Source organism: Campylobacter concisus (assembly GCF_902460675.1).
Taxonomy (GTDB): Bacteria; Campylobacterota; Campylobacteria; order Campylobacterales; family Campylobacteraceae; genus Campylobacter_A; species Campylobacter_A concisus_AJ.
Window position 1 is genome coordinate 1,164,805 of the sequence record NZ_CABPUQ010000001.1, and the last position, 17,382, is coordinate 1,182,186.

A 17,382-nucleotide genomic window follows, 5' to 3' on the forward strand; every position below is an offset into this window, starting at 1 on the left:
ACCTCCTTTTTAATGTTTAAATTTCCTTAATTTTGAGATTATAGCACCATTAAAGTGCAATATTTACTTTTTATTTGTGATCTTATATAAAAAGCTAAAAATCTCAGCCACCGCTTTATATAAATTTGGCGGTATCTCTTGATCGACCTCGACCTTGCTTAAAATTTCAATGAGATCAGGATCCTCTTTGATCGGTATGTCATGCTCTTTTGCAAGGCTTATTATCTTATTTGCTATCTCGCCAGCACCGCTTGCAAGCACCTTTGGAGCGTTATCTTGCGATCTGTTGTAGCCAAGAGCAACGGCTTTTTTCTTATTTACTTGCATCAAATTTTCTTATCAAAGCCCACATCAAGGCCGCCAAAATTTTTAAATCTATCGTTTAGCTTCACCTTTGGCAAGGTTTTGATGTTAAAATTTGAAACGATTAGTCCAAGCTTTGAGATCGCTTGCTTTAGCTCGCTTGAGTTAGACAAAATAAGCTCTTTAAACTCATTTGTCTGCGTTGCCACCGATAGATCGATATAGCGTTTATCCACAAGCCCAACCATCACATTTATCTGTCCAAATTTCTTAAAATTTAGATCGATCTGAGCATAAAATTTATCCTTTTTGCCCTGCTTAAACGCGACATTTCCGCCCTCCACGCCGTCCCAGATATAAGGCATATAAGTTTGTATGCCTCCTTGTAAGCTTGAGACCATCTGGTGCATCTCGATTTGAGAGATCATTTTGTTTGCAGCATTGACTGTTTGGGCGTTTTGGCTCTTTTCGCTTATGTTTAAAAGCGTGCTTTTTACATCTTGATTTAGCACCTTTGAAATTTCACTCTGGCTCTTTGTCGTGATGTTATTTATATCATTTGTGGCTAGTTTTAGCTGTTTTAAAAGCGCCTTACTCTCAGTTAGATCGCTTTTAGCTGTGCTTGCTTCTGGGTCAGCTAGACTTAGGCTATGAGCGAGGCGTCTGGCCGCACTTTGGAGCTTATCTTGCAAGCTGCCCTCTTTTGAGACGTCGCTAACCTCGTTAAACGCCTTTACAAGCCCAGCCTCATCGCCTATGTTATTTAGCATTTTTAGATCGTTTTTTAGGTTTTCAAGGATAGTTTTTAGCTCTTTGTGGTTTGAGCTAAAAGCCGCACTTTGATTTAGCTTTTCACTCGCTAAATTTGCTACCTTTTCGCTTAAATTTGAGATGAAATTCTCCATCTTGCCGATCTGGCTTTTAACCGCGTCTGCGCTTTGCTCTTTTGAGAAGTTTTTATCAAGAAATTTAGCCACATTATCAAGCTTATCCACATCTTTTAAAAGCATTTTTATGCTTGAGTTATCAAGGAGATTTTTAGCGTCACTACTCGCTTTTTCAAGCATAGAAGTAAGCTTCATAAATGAGTTTTGATTATCCAAGCTCTCATCATTTAGAGTTAAAATTTGACTAAGTAAATTTTGATTTGAGAGATTTTTTATATCGCTTAGTAGCTTTTGTATCGAGCTTGGCAGTTTTTCTGGGGTAAGCGCATCTTTTAAATTTGCTTCAAGCATGACACCTGAGTTTTTTATCTGATCATTTAGTGAGCCAGCTTTGAGATCTGCTATTGGCTTTAGAAATTCTTTTAGTTTTAGTGCAAGGCTCTTTATCTCAGGGCTTTCATTTTGCGTGGCTTCTGCCTCTAAGCTTTTTGCAAGGTCTGAGAGCTCGCTAGCTAAATTTGGAGCGATCTTCGTATCTTTTGCTTGAGATAAAATTTGCTCAGCTTTACTAAGGCTTGAAGCGCTTTTTAGATCATCAAGCACCCTTGCAACTAGCTTACCAACGTTATCAAGAGCATTTGAGATGGTCTGCTCACTTGGCGTCCCAGCTGGCTGGTTTTTAAAAAGCGAACCCTCATTTTTACGAACAGGCGCGTTTTGGGCGGCGTTTTGCCCGGTTTGGACCGAGGTGTTTGATATGTTTAGAGAATTTGCTACGTCCATTTTCTACTTTTTATTTTCTTTATCGGCAAAATTGCCATTTTGCTGAATAGTAGCGATGCCAGCCGTCCTTGCAACGAGCCTGTCGTTGTACTCTTTTCTCATGTGCTGCGGTATGGTCTTTTGCGTTAGCGCAAACAAAATGAGCCCAACATAAAGCACCAAATAGACATAGATAAAGCCAAATGCGCCAAAAATTTTCATCGCATAGCTCATAAGAAGCGGCGAGAAAAGTGAGGCAAAAGAGTAGCTAAAAAGCAACGCACGTGCCACTTGGACGCTCTTTGTCTTGTCTGTGATCTCGTCATTTGCTCTAGCAAGCGAAAGTCCGTATGTGCAAAAAATGCCGCCGCCAAAGAAAAACGAAAGTATGTATTGAACGATCAAATTTGAGCCATTTAGCAAAAATAAAACCGCACTGATTAAAGATACAACGCTACAAAGCAAGAGCGCTGGGCGTCTGCCATATTTATCTGAAAAGCCTCCGATAAATGTTTGAGCCAAAAAGCCACCAGCCATCGCTATAGTCATAAAAAATGACGCCTCTTTTGCGCTATATCCTTGAAGCAAGACAAAGAGGCTTGCCATCGAAAAAAAGCCATTTATCGCAAGTCCTGCAACGAGCGCTCCCACAAGGGCAAGTGGGACGATACCAAAAATTTTTGGGATGTTTATGGGTTGGCGCTGCGGGATTTGAGGCTGGTTGATGCGGATTAAATTTAAAGGTATGCTTGAGAGCATGATAAAGGCTGCGCTGATGATGAAAATTTCAAATGCGCTAAGATCAAGCGCTAAGATCAAAATTCCAAGTCCAAAACTTGTGTAGAAAACGCACTCGTAAAAGGCGATAACGCGCGATCTTATCTTGTTTGGGATCTTAGCATTTAGCCAGCTTTCTATAACCATCAAAAGTGCGTAGTAGCAATATCCCAAAAAGGCTCGTAAAATCGCCCAAAAGATCAAATTTTCACTTATGGCGTGAAGCATGGCTGAGACTGCAAATATAGCTGAAAAGATAGCAAAAGCTCTGATGTGACCAGTGGTTGAGATGATCCTGTGCGCTGTGATCGTGCTAATTAACGCTCCTATAAAAAATCCAGTGTTAATTAGTCCAATCGCAAGCTCGCCTACGCCATTTTGCTTAAGAAGCGCACTACAAGATGCGATGACTAGGCCATTGCCTATAAAAAGCAGGCTCATGCCTAAAAATAGCGGTCCCATCGAGCGAATGATCCTAAAGCTACTTGCCATCTTCGTCCTTTCTTAAATTATTTTGCATTATCCCAAAGATAAAAGCTCCAATAGGCATCGGAGCAAGCCCCACTAAAAAGCCAGGCACGTTTAGTAAATTTTCATTTTTTAAAAATATAAATCCAAAAAAAAGTATCGCATACGCAACCAAGCGATAAGGCATAAATGCCGCCACAAAGCTTTTATCTTTAAATGAAAATTTCTGCTTTTTTAGCCTTGCTTTTTCATCTTTTAGGCTAAATTCTTTTGCCTCCCTCTGGGGCAAAATTTCATCATCCTCTTCGTCCTCTTCTTCTATCTTGACTAAAATTTCCTCTCTTGCATTTTCTAGCCTTGAGTTTATGCGGTTTTTATAGGCAAAAAAGCTAGCCGTTAGGACGATAAGCGAGGCAAAAAATGAAATTTGCGAGCTTATAAAAAATGAATTTGATATAAATTTGCCAACCACGCTAAGAGCTAGCCAAAGCGCAAAGTAGCAAATAAAAAGCCTGCTAATCGTCCTCGTCATCATCGTCTTTTTTATAGCCTTTATATCTAGCCTCATCCTTTAGCTCATCTAGGCTTTTAACCTGCGCTTTGTAGGCCTTATAGACATTTAAAATGGCAGCTGCGATGCCAAAGGCAAGCCCTATCCAAAGCGCTGGCGTGAAATTTGTAGCCTTTTTTACAAGATATCCTAGCCCAGTGCCGATCACCACAGCCACAACCATCGATATGCCAAGGCTTAGCTGCTCAGCACCAGCAACGATATCTTTTATCTTAAATTTTGCCATTAAGCTTTTATCTCCAAAAATGCCTCTTTAGCTGCATTTACCGCTAGGTCGATATCCGCTTCACTCATCGCATCGCAGATAAATCCCGTCTCAAACTGACTAGGTGCAAGATAAATTCCACGCCTAAGCATAGCTTGGTGAAATTTAGCAAAGAGTTTTGTATCGCTCTTTAGCGCATCGTCGTAGTTTTTCACAACGTGATCTGTAAAAAAGTAGCCAAACATCGAGCCACGAACCTCGGTTTGTATAGCGATACCAGCGCTCTTTGCTGCCTCTTTAAAGCCGTCCATTAGTTTTTTAGCTAGTTTTTCAAGTCTAGCGTATAAATTTACGTCGCTATTTATCTTAGAAATAGCCGCTATACCAGCGCTCATCGCCACTGGGTTGCCACTTAGCGTACCTGCTTGATATACAGCGCCCTCTGGACTTAGGCAGTCCATGATCTTAGCCTTACCGCCAAATGCAGCGACGTTCATGCCTCCGCCTATAACTTTGCCAAATGTGATAAGATCGGCGTCCACCTCGTGAAATGGATATGAGCCAAGGCGAGAAGCTCTAAAACCGCTCATAACCTCATCAAGAATGAGCACTGCGCCAAATTTATCGCAAAGCTCTCTAAGCTCCTGCAAGAATTTCTTATCAGCTGGCACAAGCCCCATATTTCCAGCGATTGGCTCGATGATAACAACGCCTATTTTGTCTTTATTATTTTCAAAAATGGCTTTTACGCTCTCTATATCGTTGTAGATAGCTAAAAATGTATTTTTCACAACATCTTGTGGCACGCCGCCGCTTGAAGCGTTGCCATATGTCGTAGCGCCACTTCCTGCTTTGATAAGAAGTGCGTCGCTGTGTCCGTGGTAGCAGCCTTCAAATTTAATAAGTCCGTCTTTTTTAGCATATCCTCTAGCCACTCTGATAGCGCTCATGGTAGCCTCTGTGCCAGAGCTAACGAAGCGAATTTTATCTATTTGTTTAAACTCATCACATATTAGCTTTGCTAGAGCGGTCTCTTTTGGAGAGGGAGCGCCGTAAGATACGCCTTGTTTTACAGCAGAGATGATCGCCTCTTCTATGTCTTTGTCGCAGTGACCAAAGATGAGCGGACCCCAGCTTTGGATGAAGTCAAGGTACTTTTTGCCCTCGACGTCGTATAGATAAGCTCCCTTAGCATGATCTATCATCACAGGCTCGCCTCCAACACTGCCAAATGCACGAACAGGTGAATTTACGCCGCCTGGGATATATTTTTTAGCTTCGCTAAATGCCTCTTTATTTGTCATTTTTTATCCTTTTGATTTTGTGTTTTTAAATTTGTCTTTTGATTATCTTTTTGATTTGTTACTGGCTTTGCTGGTGACTTTGGTGCCTGCGTGTTAGCTGGCTTTGCGGGCTCAGCTGGTTTTGCCGGGGTGCTTTTAGCTGACTCTGCTGGCTTTGCAACAGGCGCAGTTTTAGTGGGTTCAGGCTGTTTTTGCGTAGCAGCAGGTGCGGCTGGCTTGGCTAAATTTTGCGATTTTGCCGCTTTTGCAGGAGGTTTCATCTGATTTGTGATGTACTCATAAAGGATAGTTGTCTCCTCGTCTGTCAAAAAATAGCTTGGCATGACCCCTTTTGGCTTTGTTAGAGCGGCTTTAAAGCTTTCAAATTCTATATCATTTATCTTTGGTGCTCTAAGCTCATCATCTACCGTTTTGTTTGCCTTTTTGTCAAAGTGCTTGTATTTAGAGATTAGGCTGCCCTCGCCCTTTGCGCCGTGACATTTATCACAGCCTATGCCACGAGGATTTAGGTAGAGCATCTTGGCGTACTCGGTCTTTGTGATAAAATCAGCACCAAAAATCGCCACGCAAAAAAGCAAAATCAAAAAAACAGACCTCATAAACCTCTCTTTTAAAAATTTAATTTATTTTTAGGTATGATACCACCCTTGTGATTAAAAAAGCTTTTAAGTAAGGATCGAATATGAAAATTTTAGACGGAAAAGCCGTATCTTTAAAGGTCAAAGAAAGCGTAAAAGTAAGAGCCGATGAGCTAAAGAAATTTGGTATCGAGCCAACCTTAGCCGTCGTCTTAGTCGGCGAAGATAAGGCATCTCAAACATACGTTAGAGCCAAAGAGAAAGCCTGCAACGAATACGGCATAAAAAGCGTGGCTCACCGTCTAAGCGAAAATACAACCCAAAACGAGCTACTTGCACTTATAAACGTGCTAAATTTAGACGATAGCATCCATGGCATCTTGGTTCAATTGCCACTGCCAAAGCACATCGATACAAATGTCGTACTAGCAGCGATCGATCCACGAAAAGATGTAGATGGCTTTCACGCTGTAAATGTTGGCAAACTTGTTAGCGGACTTGATGGCTTCGTGCCTTGCACACCGCTTGGCGTGATGGAGATTTTAAAAGAGTATGGCATAGATGTAGCTGGGCTAAATGCGGTGGTGATTGGCAGAAGCAACATCGTTGGCAAACCTATGGCAAATTTACTCCTAAATGCCTCTGCAACGGTTACGGTGACACACAGCAAGACTAAAAATTTAAAAGAAATTTGCAAAAATGCTGACCTCATCGTTGCTGCCATTGGCAAGCCATTTTTCTTAAAGGCTGATATGGTAAAAGATGGCGCAGTAGTCGTTGATGTGGGCATAAACAGACTTGATGATGGCAGGCTTGTGGGCGATGTGGATTTTGATGAGGTCGCACCAAAATGCTCATACATCACACCTGTTCCTGGCGGCGTTGGCCCGATGACCATAGCCATGCTTTTAAACAACACAATCCTTGCTGCACAAGCAAAGATAGCTAAAAATTAAAGAGTGAGATAATGAAGAGAGCTTTTACTAAATTTTATGACTTTTGCTCGAGCTGGACAGGCACGGTTATCATCGTTTTGCTTGTCATTTTCTTTGTAGCTCAAGCCTTTGTGATCCCGTCTGGTTCGATGAAAAACACGCTTTTGGTTGGGGATTTTTTATTTGCCAAAAAGTATGTTTATGGCATACCAACACCAAGAATTCCATGGCTTGAGGTAAAAGTTTTACCAGAGCTAAATGACAATGGTCACCTCATCACAGGTGATGGTCCTGCAAGGGGCGATATAGTCGTATTTCGCTATCCAAACGATGAGAAAACTCACTTTGTAAAGCGCTGCTTTGCAACTAGCGAAGACGAGATCGTTTTTACTGAAAAAGCCCTCTATCTACGCCCTAAAGAGGGAGATAGCTTTATAAAGGCAAACTGCCGTGAAAATTTAAACGGCAAAGAGAGTAAATTTGGCTACTCATGCAGCGACGTTATCGAGCTTGATGGCAAGCTTTTCATAAAAGAGCCGTATAGATTTAGTGGCATCCATTACGACGAAAAAGTAAATTTATTTGAGCAGATGGTTTTCATGCTAAATACAAACAAATCAAACGTTTTTATGAAGCCAGCGCTCATTAGCTCACTACCGCAAAATCCAAATTTTAACTTTAACGCTTTTTACGTCAAAGTGCCAAAAGATGAATACTTTATGATAGGCGACAACCGCGATCACTCAAACGACAGTCGTTTTTGGGGAAGCGTGGCTTACAAGGACATAGTCGGTCAGCCTTGGTTTATATATTTTAGCTGGGATAGCAACTACAATGTGCGCTGGGAGCGTATCGGACGCTTTGTAGATACGATAGAAAATGATGAGTTTTTCACAAAACAAGCTCTAAAAGAGGGAGAAGTCGATGGACTTCACTAATTTTGATCCCATAAAAGTCGCCACTATCGTCATCTCTTTAATAATCGCCATCGTAGGCCACGAGATCGCTCACGGATATGTCGCTTATAAATTTGGCGACAACACCGCAAAAAACCTTGGCAGACTTAGCATAAATCCTATAAAACACATCGATCTTGTTGGCACTATCATCGTGCCACTGGTGCTTTATCTAAGCACTGGCATGATGTTTGGCTGGGCAAAACCAGTGCCTGTAAATACCTACACAGTCGTGCGAAATGGCGGATACAAGGCAGCTATCTACGTAAGTCTAGCTGGCATTTGCTACAACATCATCCTAGGCATCTTGTCGCTTTTTGTGTTAAAAGCTTTGCTAAACATAGAAACCTTTGAAATTTTACTTCAGTTTTTATTTACGCTTGCACTTTTAAATTTGATGTTAGCCATCTTTAACCTCTATCCGATTCCGCCACTTGACGGCTTTCACGCGGTAGAGTATGCTTTAAGAAATTTTGGCTTTCACGCACTGGCAGAAAAGCTTGAGGGTATCTCAAGATATGGCTTTGTCATCCTTATTATCATCCTCATTTCGCCTTTAAAAGATACTATCTTTTATCCGACAAGATACGTTTTAGAAATCGCAAGAGCCTTTATAAATGGCTAAATTTAGAGCAAATTTGCTCTAAATTTTTGGCTTTGTGATCTTATAAGAGTACTCTTTTTTAAATTCCTCTTTTGGTGCAAGGCTAAATTTAAGCTCCACCTTGCCATCTTTGCTGATATCTTTTTTATCAAAGCCCTTTATCTCGACCTTTACCGCCTCGTCGGCAGATACTGGCACGCGATCAACCAAAGTGACATCGACACTTTTACTTGAGTTATTTTTGACACTTATCTCATAGCCCTCTTCGCTTATTCGCTCTTTGCCAAGAAGCGAGCTCTTTTTAAATTTATTTAAGCGCTCTTTTTTAAGCTCGATTAGCTCGTTTTGCCCCAAAAATAGCTGAGTGGGCTCATCTTTAGCTTTCATCTCAAACTCGCTTGGACTGCCAACACTCACACCATTAACATAAAACTGCGTTTTAGCTGGAGTTAGATCATCATTTAGCTTAAGGCTAGCCACGTTATATGCCTTTAGCGAGCCGTAAAAATCAGCAAAAACGCTAAAATTTGCGTCCATTTTTTGCGTGTCGTAAGTTATATATTTGCTCTCGCCCTTTGCTAAATTTATCCCATCTATCTTCCAAATTTTGGCAAACTCATTCTCATCTCTTTGCACGCGCATATCAGCGACCTCGGCGGCGACTTTCGCGGCTCTTAGCATATTTTTTGAAGCGCCGTAACCATCATCTTCAGCCTCGCTCTCCTCATACCAAGGGTAAAACTTGCTTGGAGCAAGCGCCTTTTGGTATCTGGTCGGATATATAGCGAGCTTTAAATTTTTAACTTCACTAGCATATGGGTTGGTGAGTAAAATTTCTTGTTTTATCAAGATATTTTTGTTTTTTGTATCTGCATAAATTTCATTTAGCGTCTTTGGCGCCTCATCATCCATATATGAAAGCGTCGCCTCTTTTGGGTCGCAAGCAAATTTCATATCAAGCTGCAAAAATCCAGCCATCTCGCTTTTTGGCTCATTTTCTTTAAGCGCTTCAAGCTCACTTTTAGCAGCTGAAATTTTCTCGATATTTTCTAGGCTAAATTTATAAAACTCATCAGCTCTTTTTGTCACATCGTTACTTTTGTTTTCTCCTATCAAAGCTTGCTCTATAAACCTAGCTCTTGCATTTAGCGCCTCAAGTTTATTATTTAAATTTACAACTTCTTGCTTCCATTTTATATAACTTTGGCTATTTTCTTCGCTGATCTTTTTTAGATTAGCATTCGCGTCACAATCCCCATTTATAGTTATGCTCTCACTCTCCACACCCTCTGGCACAAAGGCGCTAAAAGAGCTGTTTGCGTCACTAAATTTTTGAGTGATAATGGTTTGATCTGTGTAGATCTCTATTAGATTTTCATTTGCAAAGGCTAGCGTAGAAGCCACTAAAAAGAGCGCTTTTTTCACATTTTCTCCTTTAAATTTTTGGTAAATTATAGCTTCATTTTGGCTGAGAGTAAAATTTTATTTTAATGCAACTTTGACTATAATCAACAAAAAATTTAACGGACTTTTCATGAAGATAGACAAAGTTTTCTTAGCTAGCGATCACGCTGGTTTTGAGCTAAAAAACGAGCTTAAAGAGGCTATTAAAGGGCTTGGATACGAAGTGGTTGATCTTGGTACAAACGATAAAAATAGCGTTGATTACCCTGATTATGCGCATTTGCTAGCAAGCAAGCTTGAGCCTAACTGCTACGGCGTGCTAGTTTGTGGCACTGGCATAGGCATCTCGATCGCCGCAAACAGGCATGAAAACGTAAGATGTGCCCTTTGCCATGACGAATTTACCGCTAGACTTGCCAGAGAGCATAACGACGCAAATGTCATCGCCTTTGGCGCAAGGGTTATCGGCGCTGGCGTGGCTATCTCGGCGGTTGAAGCCTTTTTAAAGACTGAGTTTGCAGGCGGCAGACACGAAAGAAGAGTCAAAAAAATAGAGCTTGAGGCAGGCAAATGATAGGCGAGTGGATCGTTTTTACCGCTCTTGTTTGTGCTGCGATCTACCTAACCGTCATGGTTTTTTACTTCAAAACGCTTCTAAAAAAAGAGCGTGCGACAAAAGATTTTATGAAAAATAACCTCCAAGATACCGAGGTCGTCATAAGAAAATTTCAGATCCAACTCCAACGAAGTCTAGGCAACATCGACATCTTAACAGACGAGCTAAACAAAACTAAAAACGACGTAACCTCACTTCGCACAAGAAATTCCCAGTACCGCCTAGAAAACGACAAGCTAAGACAACGCATACGTGAGCTTGAAGGCAAGATCGAAGCGCTACTTTAACATCAAATTTAAGGAAATTTATGAAAATTTTAGATCAAAAAGGCAAAGAATTTTTACTAAACTCTATTCGCTGCATAAACGACTTTCCAAAGCCTGGCATAGTCTTTCGCGACATCACGACACTACTAAATAACAAAGAGGCATTTAACTTTTTGATAGATCATTTAGTGGCGAGATATGAGGGTGCAAATATCGACTATATCGCTGGTATTGAGTCTCGCGGCTTCATCTTTGGCGCAGCACTTGCGGCAAGACTAAGGCTACCTTTTGTGCCTATTCGCAAGCCAAAAAAACTACCTTTTATCACGCTTTCTCAAAAGTATAGCCTAGAATACGGCGTCGATGAAGTGCAAATTCACATCGATGCTTTTGGAGAAAAAGCAGGCGCTAGAGTGCTTTTGATGGACGATCTCATAGCCACTGGCGGCACTGCAAAGGCCTCGGTTGAGCTTATCAACCAAACTAACGCAACCTGCGTTGAAGCTTGCTTTCTCATAGATCTAGTCGATCTAAAAGGTAGCGAAAAGCTAAAGTCGCTTACTAAAATTTACAGCGTTTTAGAGGTTTAGAATGGAAGAGTTTTTTATAGAACTGCTTAAAGAATATGGCTACATCATACTTTTTGTCTGGTGTATCATGGAGGGCGAGATGGCCTTAATAATGGCTGGAATTCTCGCTCACACCACGCATATGCACATCGCGCTTGCTATATTTGTGGCTGGACTTGGAGGCTTTGTGGGAGATCAAATTTACTTTTATTTAGGGCGTTACAATAAAAAATACATCGCAAAAAGGCTTCACACGCAGCGGAGAAAATTTGCAGTGGCGCACATAATGCTGAAAAAATACGGCTGGCCGATCATCTTTTTGCAACGCTATATGTATGGCTTTCGTGTCATCATCCCGCTTTGCATAGGACTTACGGGCTATGACGCTAAAAAATACGCCTTTATAAATTTGATCAGCGCTTGGTGCTGGGCGGCGATCACCACCATACCTGCTTGGATACTTGGCGAGCATATATTAGTGCTGCTTCAAAAAGCAAAAGAGCACTGGTATGTCGCTATCCCAGTGGTTGCTATATTTATGGGGCTTTTGATCTATGCATTTAAGCGCATCGAAAATAAAATTTTAAACGATAGGAGACACAGAAGACATGCAATTTCAAATAGTTGATAAAAAATTAAAAGACATAAAAGCTGATATTGAACTAATTTTCGTAGTTGATAAGGAGTTAAAACATAAATTTATAGGCGATAAAGAGGCTATTAAATTTAACAATTACAAAGGCGAGAGCGTCCTTATCCTAAGTGAGGCAAAAAGAGCCTACGTGCCGCTTTCTAAGCTAGAATTTGACGAACTAAGACTCGCAGCCGCTAAAGCTTATAACGCACTAAAATCACTAAACATCAAGAGCATAAAGTTAGCTTCATATATCGCAAGCTGCCAAAAACTAAGCTTTGAGGCGCTAGCTGAGGGCTTTTTGCTTGGAAGCTATGAATTTAACAAGTATAAAGAGAAAAAAGAGAGATACACCCTTAAAGAGATCATCTTTTCTACTGAAGAATTTGCTGACAAAAAGGTCGATCTAAAGGCTGCAAATGAGGGCTTTAAAGAGGCAGAAATAATAGCAAGTGCTACAAATTTCACAAAAGATATCGTAAATGAAATTCCAGAAATTTACACCCCACAAAAGATGGCCGAGGACGCTTTAAATTTAGCCAAAAATATCGCAAGCATAAAGTGCGAGGTCTATGACGAGAAATTTCTAGCTAAAGAAAATATGAACGCATTTTTGGCGGTAAATCGCGCAAGCGTGCATAAACCAAGGCTCATCCACCTAACATACAAGCCTAAAAAGTCTAAAAAACGCATCATCTTTGTTGGCAAAGGCCTAACATACGATAGCGGCGGCCTTAGCTTGAAGCCGGCTGATTATATGCTTACTATGAAATCAGATAAAAGCGGCGCAGCAGCAGCACTTGGTATCATAAAAGGTGCAGCAGAGCTAAATTTACCATTTGAAATTCACGCCATTTTGGGCGCCACCGAAAATATGATCGGCGGCAATGCCTATAAGCCTGATGACGTGCTTATTTCAAGAAGTGGCGTTAGCATAGAGATTAGAAACACCGACGCAGAGGGACGTTTAGTCTTGGCTGACTGCCTAAGCTACGCACAAGACTTTAAACCAGACATCCTAATCGACATGGCAACCCTAACTGGCGCTTGCGTCGTGGGACTTGGCGAATACACAACAGGCATCATGGGCAACAGCGAGAGCCTAAAAAGCGAGTTTAAAAACAAGATAAAAGATAGCGGCGAGCTAGCGACTATGCTTGATTTTAACCCTTATCTTAGCGAGCTTATCAAAAGCCAGATCGCAGACGTCAGCAACTGCGCCTCAAGCAGATATGGTGGTGCGATCACAGCTGGCATGTTTTTGGCTAAATTTATCAAAGATGAGTACAAAGATAAGTGGCTTCACCTTGATATCGCAGGCCCAGCATACCGCGAAAAAGCTTGGGGCTATAACCAAGCAGGTGCAAGTGGGGCTGGCGTTAGGATGAATTTATACTTTTTACAAGCACTTAGCAAGGAGAATTGATGGGACTTTCAGTTGGAATAGTAGGCCTACCAAATGTAGGTAAATCAACAACATTTAACGCACTTACAAAGGCGCAAAACGCAGAAAGTGCGAACTATCCGTTTTGTACGATCGAGCCAAACAAAGCCATCGTGCCAGTGCCTGATAAACGCCTAAATGAGCTTGCAAAGATAGTTAGTCCTAATAAAATTCAATATTCAACCATCGAATTTGTCGATATCGCAGGTCTTGTAAAAGGGGCTAGCTCTGGCGAGGGACTTGGCAATAAATTTTTATCAAATATCAGAGAAACCGAACTTATTTTGCACATAGTTCGCTGCTTTGAAGACGAAAACATCACCCACGTCGAGGGCAGCGTCGATCCAGTAAGAGACATCGAGATCATCCAAACCGAGCTGATACTAGCTGACATCGAGCAGTTAAATAAAAAGATAGAAAAGCTCACAAGAGAGGCAAAAGCAAATGCAAAAGGCGCTAAAGAGGTGCTTGAGATAGCAAATTTACTTTTAGCTCACCTAAATGATGGCAAAAGTGCAAGCAGCTTCGAGCAAAGAGATAGCGAGGCGTTTTTAGCGCTCAACAAAGAGCTAAGGCTTCTAAGCGCTAAAGAGGTAGTTTATGGCGCAAATGTCGATGAAGAGGGACTTAGCGAAGATAATAAATTTGTAAAAGCGCTAAAAGAGTATGCAAAAGCCTCAGATCACGAGGTGATCAAGCTTTGCGCCAAGGTCGAAGAGGAGCTAATAGGCCTAAGTGACGAAGAGGCACACGAGTTTTTGGCATCTCTTGGCACGAGCGAGAGCGGACTTGAGAAGATCATCAAAACGTCTTTTGCGAAGCTAAATTTGATAAGCTATTTCACCGCTGGCGTCGTGGAAGTTAGGGCTTGGACGATCACAAATGGCTGGAAAGCGCCAAAAGCAGCAAGCGTCATCCACAACGACTTTGAGAGAGGCTTTATCAGAGCTGAAGTGATAAGCTATGATGACTACATCGCACATGGCGGCGAAAACGGAGCCAAAGAGGCTGGCAAGATGAGACTTGAAGGTAAAGACTACGTCGTGCAAGATGGCGACGTGATGCACTTTAGGTTTAATGTCTAAATTTAGCCCTTTTTGGGCTAAATAGCTAAAATTTATACATAAAATATTCAAGCCTTGGGCTGCAAGGCAAATTTAAATTTTTTATAACAAGTTAATAAAATTCTTTTAAAAATATATCAACTCATAATCTTATATATTATTAATATATTTAAATGATGTAAAAGCTATCGACTTAGTAAAACAAATACGAGCTTTATAATAGATGAGCCAATTAAATCTTAATCCTAGAGAAATTTCGATAGATAAAATAATACGTTCGTCATCTTTTACAAGCCTTCATACCTATAATATTTTAAGGACTATAACTCATATTGTAATAAATATATAAAAATTTACTCATATGCTTAGCGTATTTATTTTATAAGCCTGATCGCCTCAGTAAATTTTAGCTCTTTATTTTCAAAGAGATTATACTTGGTTGCATTTCTCGCCAAGTATGACAATGTTTGAGCCAAGTTCGAAATTTCCAAGTCGCTCACCTTTTTTGATATGTAAATTTTCATACTCATAAATTTGCGTGAAATTTGCCATCGCATTTGTCTGGATGCGCTCATCAAAGCTAAATTTCATCTTACCAACGTTTAGCGCACCCACGAAAAATAGGATCGTTATGGCTAGGATTAAATTTATCTTGGCATTAGTTATTCTTTTTAAAGCCAAATAATACAAATTTGCTTTTGCAGGTTGATTTGCCACCTTGCAAATTTAATTATTTATCTTTTTGCAAATTCTTTTTATTATCCCTATGCGCCATAAAACATGCACATATAAAAACAAAAATCGTTATGGCTAGGATCAAATTTTGCCCTGGCATGAAAGCTCCTACTTTGTAAATTTAAACCTCTTTTGCGCTGTTTTTAAAGACATTTACCACGCTGGCTCGTTTGTGGCAAATTTCAGCATACTCTTTTTCGCTTTTTGAGTCATAGACTATGCCAGCTCCAGCTCCGACAAAGACGTCGCTAAAGCCGTTTTTAGCTGGCACAAAGATGGCTGAGCGGATGAGGATCGCCACCTGAGCGTCACCATTAAAATGCAAAAATCCAATGCCCCCGCCATAGATATTTCGCTCAAAAATTTCAAGCTCATTGATTATCTGCATAGCTCTGATCTTTGGCGCACCGCTTAACGTGCCAGCTGGAAAGATGCTAGCAAGCACGTCAAAAAGATTAAGCTCCCTAGCGCACTTGCCATAGACGTCGCTAACGATGTGCATCACTTTTTCAAATTTCTGGATATGCATCGCATTTTTCACGACCACGCTCTTTGGCTCTGAGACCCTGCCGATGTCATTTCTTGCAAGATCGATTAGCATCTTGTGCTCCGCGAGCTCCTTTTCGTCACTTAAAAGCTCATTTTCAAGCGCCACGTCAGCATTTGCGTCACCCCCTCTTGGTCTTGTGCCTGCGATCGGCGCTACAAAAATTTGCTCCCCTTTCATCTCAAAAACAAGCTCAGGCGACGAGCCGACCACATCGCCATAAGGCGTAGGAAAATGAAACATATATGGGCTTGGATTTGCAGTGGCTAGCTTTTTGTAAAAATTGAGACTATTCATATTTGTTGAAATTTCAAGTAGCTCGCCAAGCACCACTTGAAAGACATCACCGCTTCTTATATACTCTTTTGCCACTTCAACCATATCTTCAAAGTGTTTCTTCTCGCTACTAAGGTCAGTTTTTATGCTAAATTCACACTCTTTTTCGCCCTTATACTCAGCCTTTAAATTTAGCAAAAAGTCATAATACCTCTCTTTATCTCCATAAAAAGTGTAAATTTTACTCATCTTATCAAAGTGCAGATATGCTTTAGCATCGGCGTAGATAAATTTTGGAAATTCATATTTTTTAGTTTTCTTTTCGCCGATATATTCAAAATATCTCACGCCATCATAAGCAAAAACGCCAAAAAGCCCAGCAAAAGGTGCGAGTGATCTGTTACGATTAGTATCAAAGTAACTTCTAAGTCCGTAAAAGTCCATATCCTTTTCGTCGATATATTCGCAGTCGATGCCGATTATCGTCTGTGTCTTGTCTTCAGCAAGGTAGCTATTTTTAAATTTCTCTCTGATCGCTTCATAATAAAAAAGTGGTTGTTCTAAGAGCATCTTTTTCCTTTTAAATTTTTATTGATTATAAAAAATTTTCGCTTTTACTTTTTAGAATTTTGGCTAAATTTTTAAATTTACGCCTTTTTTACTATTTTTTTAAGAGCCCCTTGGCTAAAATTTGTACTAGTCAAGGGAGAAAAAATGCTTTTTGTAGAACTTTTCATATTAGGTATCGGCGTTGGCTATATAGCTGGATTTTTTGGCATAGGTGGCGGCACGGTCGTCGTTCCTATAATGGTCGCCTTCGGATACGACGTGAAAACGGCCATTGGCATAAGCGTCATGCAGATGATCTTTAGCGCGACATTTGGCTCGTATCTAAACTACAAAGCTGGACTTTTAAAGCTAAACCGCGGCGTATTTTTGGGGCTTGGAGGTCTTGTGGGAGCAAGTTTTAGTGGTATCATCGTATCGCACGCGCCCGCACTCTTACTTGAGTCTATGCTTCTAGCAACTTTTGTCTTCTCGCTCATAAAGCTATACTTTTCGCCAAACAGCGACGGCTCAAATGCAAATAATTCACTCTTTTTGCTATTTTTAGTTGGCGTTTTTGTTGGCGTTTTTGCCATTAGCATCGGCATCGGCGGAGGCGTCTTTATCGCGCCGATCTTGGTAGGCTTTTTGCGTTATGAGCTAAAAAAAGCGGTCTCAATGGGCGTGTTTTTCGTTATGTTTGCAGCCATCGCGGGCTTCATCTCACTCTCGCTAAATGGCCATATCTCTTATGCAGAGGGCGCATTTTTAGGTCTTGGCTCGCTAATAGGCGCATACTTTGGCACCAAAAAGACGCAAAATACCGACAAAAAAACACTTAAAAAATGGTTTTTGGTCTTTTACATAGCGATGATATGTTTGATATTAAAAGATATGTTTTTTGAGTAAGAGCATGGCTAAATTTGCCACG

19 protein-coding genes and 1 pseudogene are annotated in these 17,382 nt (G+C 40.8%); 10 read left to right on the top strand and 10 right to left on the bottom strand.

What is annotated here, in order from left to right; translation table 11 throughout:
- Window positions 1-63: 63 nt before the first annotated feature.
- From F3G88_RS05665 to F3G88_RS10745, 7 genes are read right to left on the bottom strand one after another with little or no spacing between them, the layout of a single operon-like run.
- Entirely contained in the window at window positions 64-330 is a 267-nt protein-coding gene (locus F3G88_RS05665; protein ID WP_223227339.1) for a FlhB-like flagellar biosynthesis protein, read from the bottom strand.
- Window positions 327-1,973: a flagellar hook-length control protein FliK gene (gene fliK, locus F3G88_RS05670; RefSeq protein ID WP_149715589.1), complete on the bottom strand. Its 1,647-nt coding sequence runs from the start codon at window positions 1,971-1,973 to the stop codon at window positions 327-329. Before fliK ends, F3G88_RS05665 begins: the two co-directional genes overlap by 4 nt.
- A 3-nt stretch (window positions 1,974-1,976) precedes the next feature.
- Entirely contained in the window at window positions 1,977-3,221 is a 1,245-nt protein-coding gene (locus F3G88_RS05675) for an MFS transporter (RefSeq protein ID WP_149715590.1), read from the bottom strand.
- Window positions 3,211-3,765 carry a hypothetical protein gene (locus F3G88_RS05680; protein ID WP_223228738.1) on the bottom strand — a complete coding sequence of 185 codons (555 nt, stop codon included), beginning with the start codon at window positions 3,763-3,765 and terminating at the stop codon, window positions 3,211-3,213. Before F3G88_RS05680 ends, F3G88_RS05675 begins: the two co-directional genes overlap by 11 nt.
- Window positions 3,713-3,994: an AtpZ/AtpI family protein gene (locus tag F3G88_RS05685; protein WP_087582590.1), complete on the bottom strand. Its 282-nt coding sequence runs from the start codon at window positions 3,992-3,994 to the stop codon at window positions 3,713-3,715. The genes F3G88_RS05680 and F3G88_RS05685 overlap by 53 nt, the downstream gene beginning before the upstream one ends.
- A complete protein-coding gene (gene hemL / locus F3G88_RS05690) occupies window positions 3,994-5,277 on the bottom strand; it encodes a glutamate-1-semialdehyde 2,1-aminomutase (protein ID WP_149715592.1) in 1,284 nt (427 codons plus the stop codon). Before hemL ends, F3G88_RS05685 begins: the two co-directional genes overlap by 1 nt.
- Window positions 5,274-5,876: a c-type cytochrome gene (locus F3G88_RS10745; protein WP_149715593.1), complete on the bottom strand. Its 603-nt coding sequence runs from the start codon at window positions 5,874-5,876 to the stop codon at window positions 5,274-5,276. Before F3G88_RS10745 ends, hemL begins: the two co-directional genes overlap by 4 nt.
- Window positions 5,877-5,959: 83 nt before the next feature.
- On the opposite strand from F3G88_RS10745, the gene folD reads away from it, so the two are divergent.
- From folD to F3G88_RS05710, 3 genes are read left to right on the top strand one after another with little or no spacing between them, the layout of a single operon-like run.
- Window positions 5,960-6,811 carry a bifunctional methylenetetrahydrofolate dehydrogenase/methenyltetrahydrofolate cyclohydrolase FolD gene (gene folD, locus F3G88_RS05700; protein ID WP_107833007.1) on the top strand — a complete coding sequence of 284 codons (852 nt, stop codon included), beginning with the start codon at window positions 5,960-5,962 and terminating at the stop codon, window positions 6,809-6,811.
- A gap of 11 nt (window positions 6,812-6,822) precedes the next feature.
- On the top strand, window positions 6,823-7,728 hold the full coding sequence (gene lepB / locus F3G88_RS05705; RefSeq protein ID WP_149715594.1) for a signal peptidase I: 906 nt from the start codon (window positions 6,823-6,825) through the stop codon (window positions 7,726-7,728).
- A complete protein-coding gene (locus F3G88_RS05710) occupies window positions 7,715-8,371 on the top strand; it encodes a site-2 protease family protein (protein ID WP_149715595.1) in 657 nt (218 codons plus the stop codon). The genes lepB and F3G88_RS05710 overlap by 14 nt, the downstream gene beginning before the upstream one ends.
- 18 nt (window positions 8,372-8,389) lie before the next feature.
- Here the strand turns inward: F3G88_RS05710 and F3G88_RS05715 are convergent, their stop codons facing one another.
- Complete coding sequence (locus F3G88_RS05715) at window positions 8,390-9,775, bottom strand: DUF4139 domain-containing protein (RefSeq protein WP_149715596.1); 1,386 nt, start codon at window positions 9,773-9,775, stop codon at window positions 8,390-8,392.
- Window positions 9,776-9,884: 109 nt separating this feature from the next.
- On the opposite strand from F3G88_RS05715, the gene rpiB reads away from it, so the two are divergent.
- The 6 genes from rpiB to ychF are packed head-to-tail and all read left to right on the top strand — an operon-like array spanning window position 9,885 to window position 14,368.
- A complete protein-coding gene (gene rpiB / locus F3G88_RS05720) occupies window positions 9,885-10,328 on the top strand; it encodes a ribose 5-phosphate isomerase B (protein ID WP_021086444.1) in 444 nt (147 codons plus the stop codon).
- The gene (locus F3G88_RS05725) at window positions 10,325-10,657 is read left to right on the top strand and encodes a hypothetical protein (protein WP_002939538.1); all 333 of its coding nucleotides are present in this window, start codon (window positions 10,325-10,327) and stop codon (window positions 10,655-10,657) included. Before rpiB ends, F3G88_RS05725 begins: the two co-directional genes overlap by 4 nt.
- A gap of 20 nt (window positions 10,658-10,677) precedes the next feature.
- Complete coding sequence (gene apt, locus F3G88_RS05730) at window positions 10,678-11,226, top strand: adenine phosphoribosyltransferase (protein WP_103604695.1); 549 nt, start codon at window positions 10,678-10,680, stop codon at window positions 11,224-11,226.
- 1 nt (window position 11,227) lies between these two features.
- Window positions 11,228-11,833: a DedA family protein gene (locus F3G88_RS05735; RefSeq protein WP_149715597.1), complete on the top strand. Its 606-nt coding sequence runs from the start codon at window positions 11,228-11,230 to the stop codon at window positions 11,831-11,833.
- Entirely contained in the window at window positions 11,814-13,265 is a 1,452-nt protein-coding gene (locus F3G88_RS05740) for a leucyl aminopeptidase (RefSeq protein WP_149715598.1), read from the top strand. The genes F3G88_RS05735 and F3G88_RS05740 overlap by 20 nt, the downstream gene beginning before the upstream one ends.
- Window positions 13,265-14,368, top strand: a complete 1,104-nt coding sequence (ychF, locus tag F3G88_RS05745; RefSeq protein ID WP_149715599.1) for a redox-regulated ATPase YchF — start codon at window positions 13,265-13,267, stop codon at window positions 14,366-14,368. Before F3G88_RS05740 ends, ychF begins: the two co-directional genes overlap by 1 nt.
- Before the next feature lie 353 nt (window positions 14,369-14,721).
- On the opposite strand, the pseudogene F3G88_RS05750 reads toward ychF, so the two are convergent.
- Both F3G88_RS05750 and F3G88_RS05755 read right to left on the bottom strand, forming a co-directional pair.
- Window positions 14,722-14,971 (bottom strand): annotated as a pseudogene (locus F3G88_RS05750) (phosphatidylserine decarboxylase); the annotation flags it as partial.
- A 232-nt stretch (window positions 14,972-15,203) separates the two neighbouring features.
- Window positions 15,204-16,475 (bottom strand): anthranilate synthase component I family protein, encoded by a 1,272-nt coding sequence (locus tag F3G88_RS05755; RefSeq protein ID WP_149715600.1) that lies wholly within the window; start codon window positions 16,473-16,475, stop codon window positions 15,204-15,206.
- Between the two features lie 144 nt (window positions 16,476-16,619).
- On the opposite strand from F3G88_RS05755, the gene F3G88_RS05760 reads away from it, so the two are divergent.
- The gene (locus tag F3G88_RS05760) at window positions 16,620-17,360 is read left to right on the top strand and encodes a sulfite exporter TauE/SafE family protein (protein ID WP_103598330.1); all 741 of its coding nucleotides are present in this window, start codon (window positions 16,620-16,622) and stop codon (window positions 17,358-17,360) included.
- Window positions 17,361-17,382 lie beyond the last annotated feature (22 nt).

Excerpts from the sequence above, each read along its gene's own strand:
- fliK (WP_149715589.1), bottom strand. The coding sequence starts at position 1,973 with ATGGACGTAGCAAATTCTCTAAACATATCAAACACCTCGGTCCAAACC.
- F3G88_RS05675 (WP_149715590.1), bottom strand. The coding sequence starts at position 3,221 with ATGGCAAGTAGCTTTAGGATCATTCGCTCGATGGGACCGCTATTTTTA.
- F3G88_RS05680 (WP_223228738.1), bottom strand. The coding sequence starts at position 3,765 with ATGAGGCTAGATATAAAGGCTATAAAAAAGACGATGATGACGAGGACG.
- F3G88_RS05685 (WP_087582590.1), bottom strand. The coding sequence starts at position 3,994 with ATGGCAAAATTTAAGATAAAAGATATCGTTGCTGGTGCTGAGCAGCTA.
- hemL (WP_149715592.1), bottom strand. The coding sequence starts at position 5,277 with ATGACAAATAAAGAGGCATTTAGCGAAGCTAAAAAATATATCCCAGGC.
- F3G88_RS10745 (WP_149715593.1), bottom strand. The coding sequence starts at position 5,876 with ATGAGGTCTGTTTTTTTGATTTTGCTTTTTTGCGTGGCGATTTTTGGT.
- folD (WP_107833007.1), top strand. The coding sequence starts at position 5,960 with ATGAAAATTTTAGACGGAAAAGCCGTATCTTTAAAGGTCAAAGAAAGC.
- lepB (WP_149715594.1), top strand. The coding sequence starts at position 6,823 with ATGAAGAGAGCTTTTACTAAATTTTATGACTTTTGCTCGAGCTGGACA.
- F3G88_RS05710 (WP_149715595.1), top strand. The coding sequence starts at position 7,715 with ATGGACTTCACTAATTTTGATCCCATAAAAGTCGCCACTATCGTCATC.
- rpiB (WP_021086444.1), top strand. The coding sequence starts at position 9,885 with ATGAAGATAGACAAAGTTTTCTTAGCTAGCGATCACGCTGGTTTTGAG.
- F3G88_RS05725 (WP_002939538.1), top strand. The coding sequence starts at position 10,325 with ATGATAGGCGAGTGGATCGTTTTTACCGCTCTTGTTTGTGCTGCGATC.
- apt (WP_103604695.1), top strand. The coding sequence starts at position 10,678 with ATGAAAATTTTAGATCAAAAAGGCAAAGAATTTTTACTAAACTCTATT.
- F3G88_RS05735 (WP_149715597.1), top strand. The coding sequence starts at position 11,228 with ATGGAAGAGTTTTTTATAGAACTGCTTAAAGAATATGGCTACATCATA.
- F3G88_RS05740 (WP_149715598.1), top strand. The coding sequence starts at position 11,814 with ATGCAATTTCAAATAGTTGATAAAAAATTAAAAGACATAAAAGCTGAT.
- ychF (WP_149715599.1), top strand. The coding sequence starts at position 13,265 with ATGGGACTTTCAGTTGGAATAGTAGGCCTACCAAATGTAGGTAAATCA.
- F3G88_RS05755 (WP_149715600.1), bottom strand. The coding sequence starts at position 16,475 with ATGCTCTTAGAACAACCACTTTTTTATTATGAAGCGATCAGAGAGAAA.
- F3G88_RS05760 (WP_103598330.1), top strand. The coding sequence starts at position 16,620 with ATGCTTTTTGTAGAACTTTTCATATTAGGTATCGGCGTTGGCTATATA.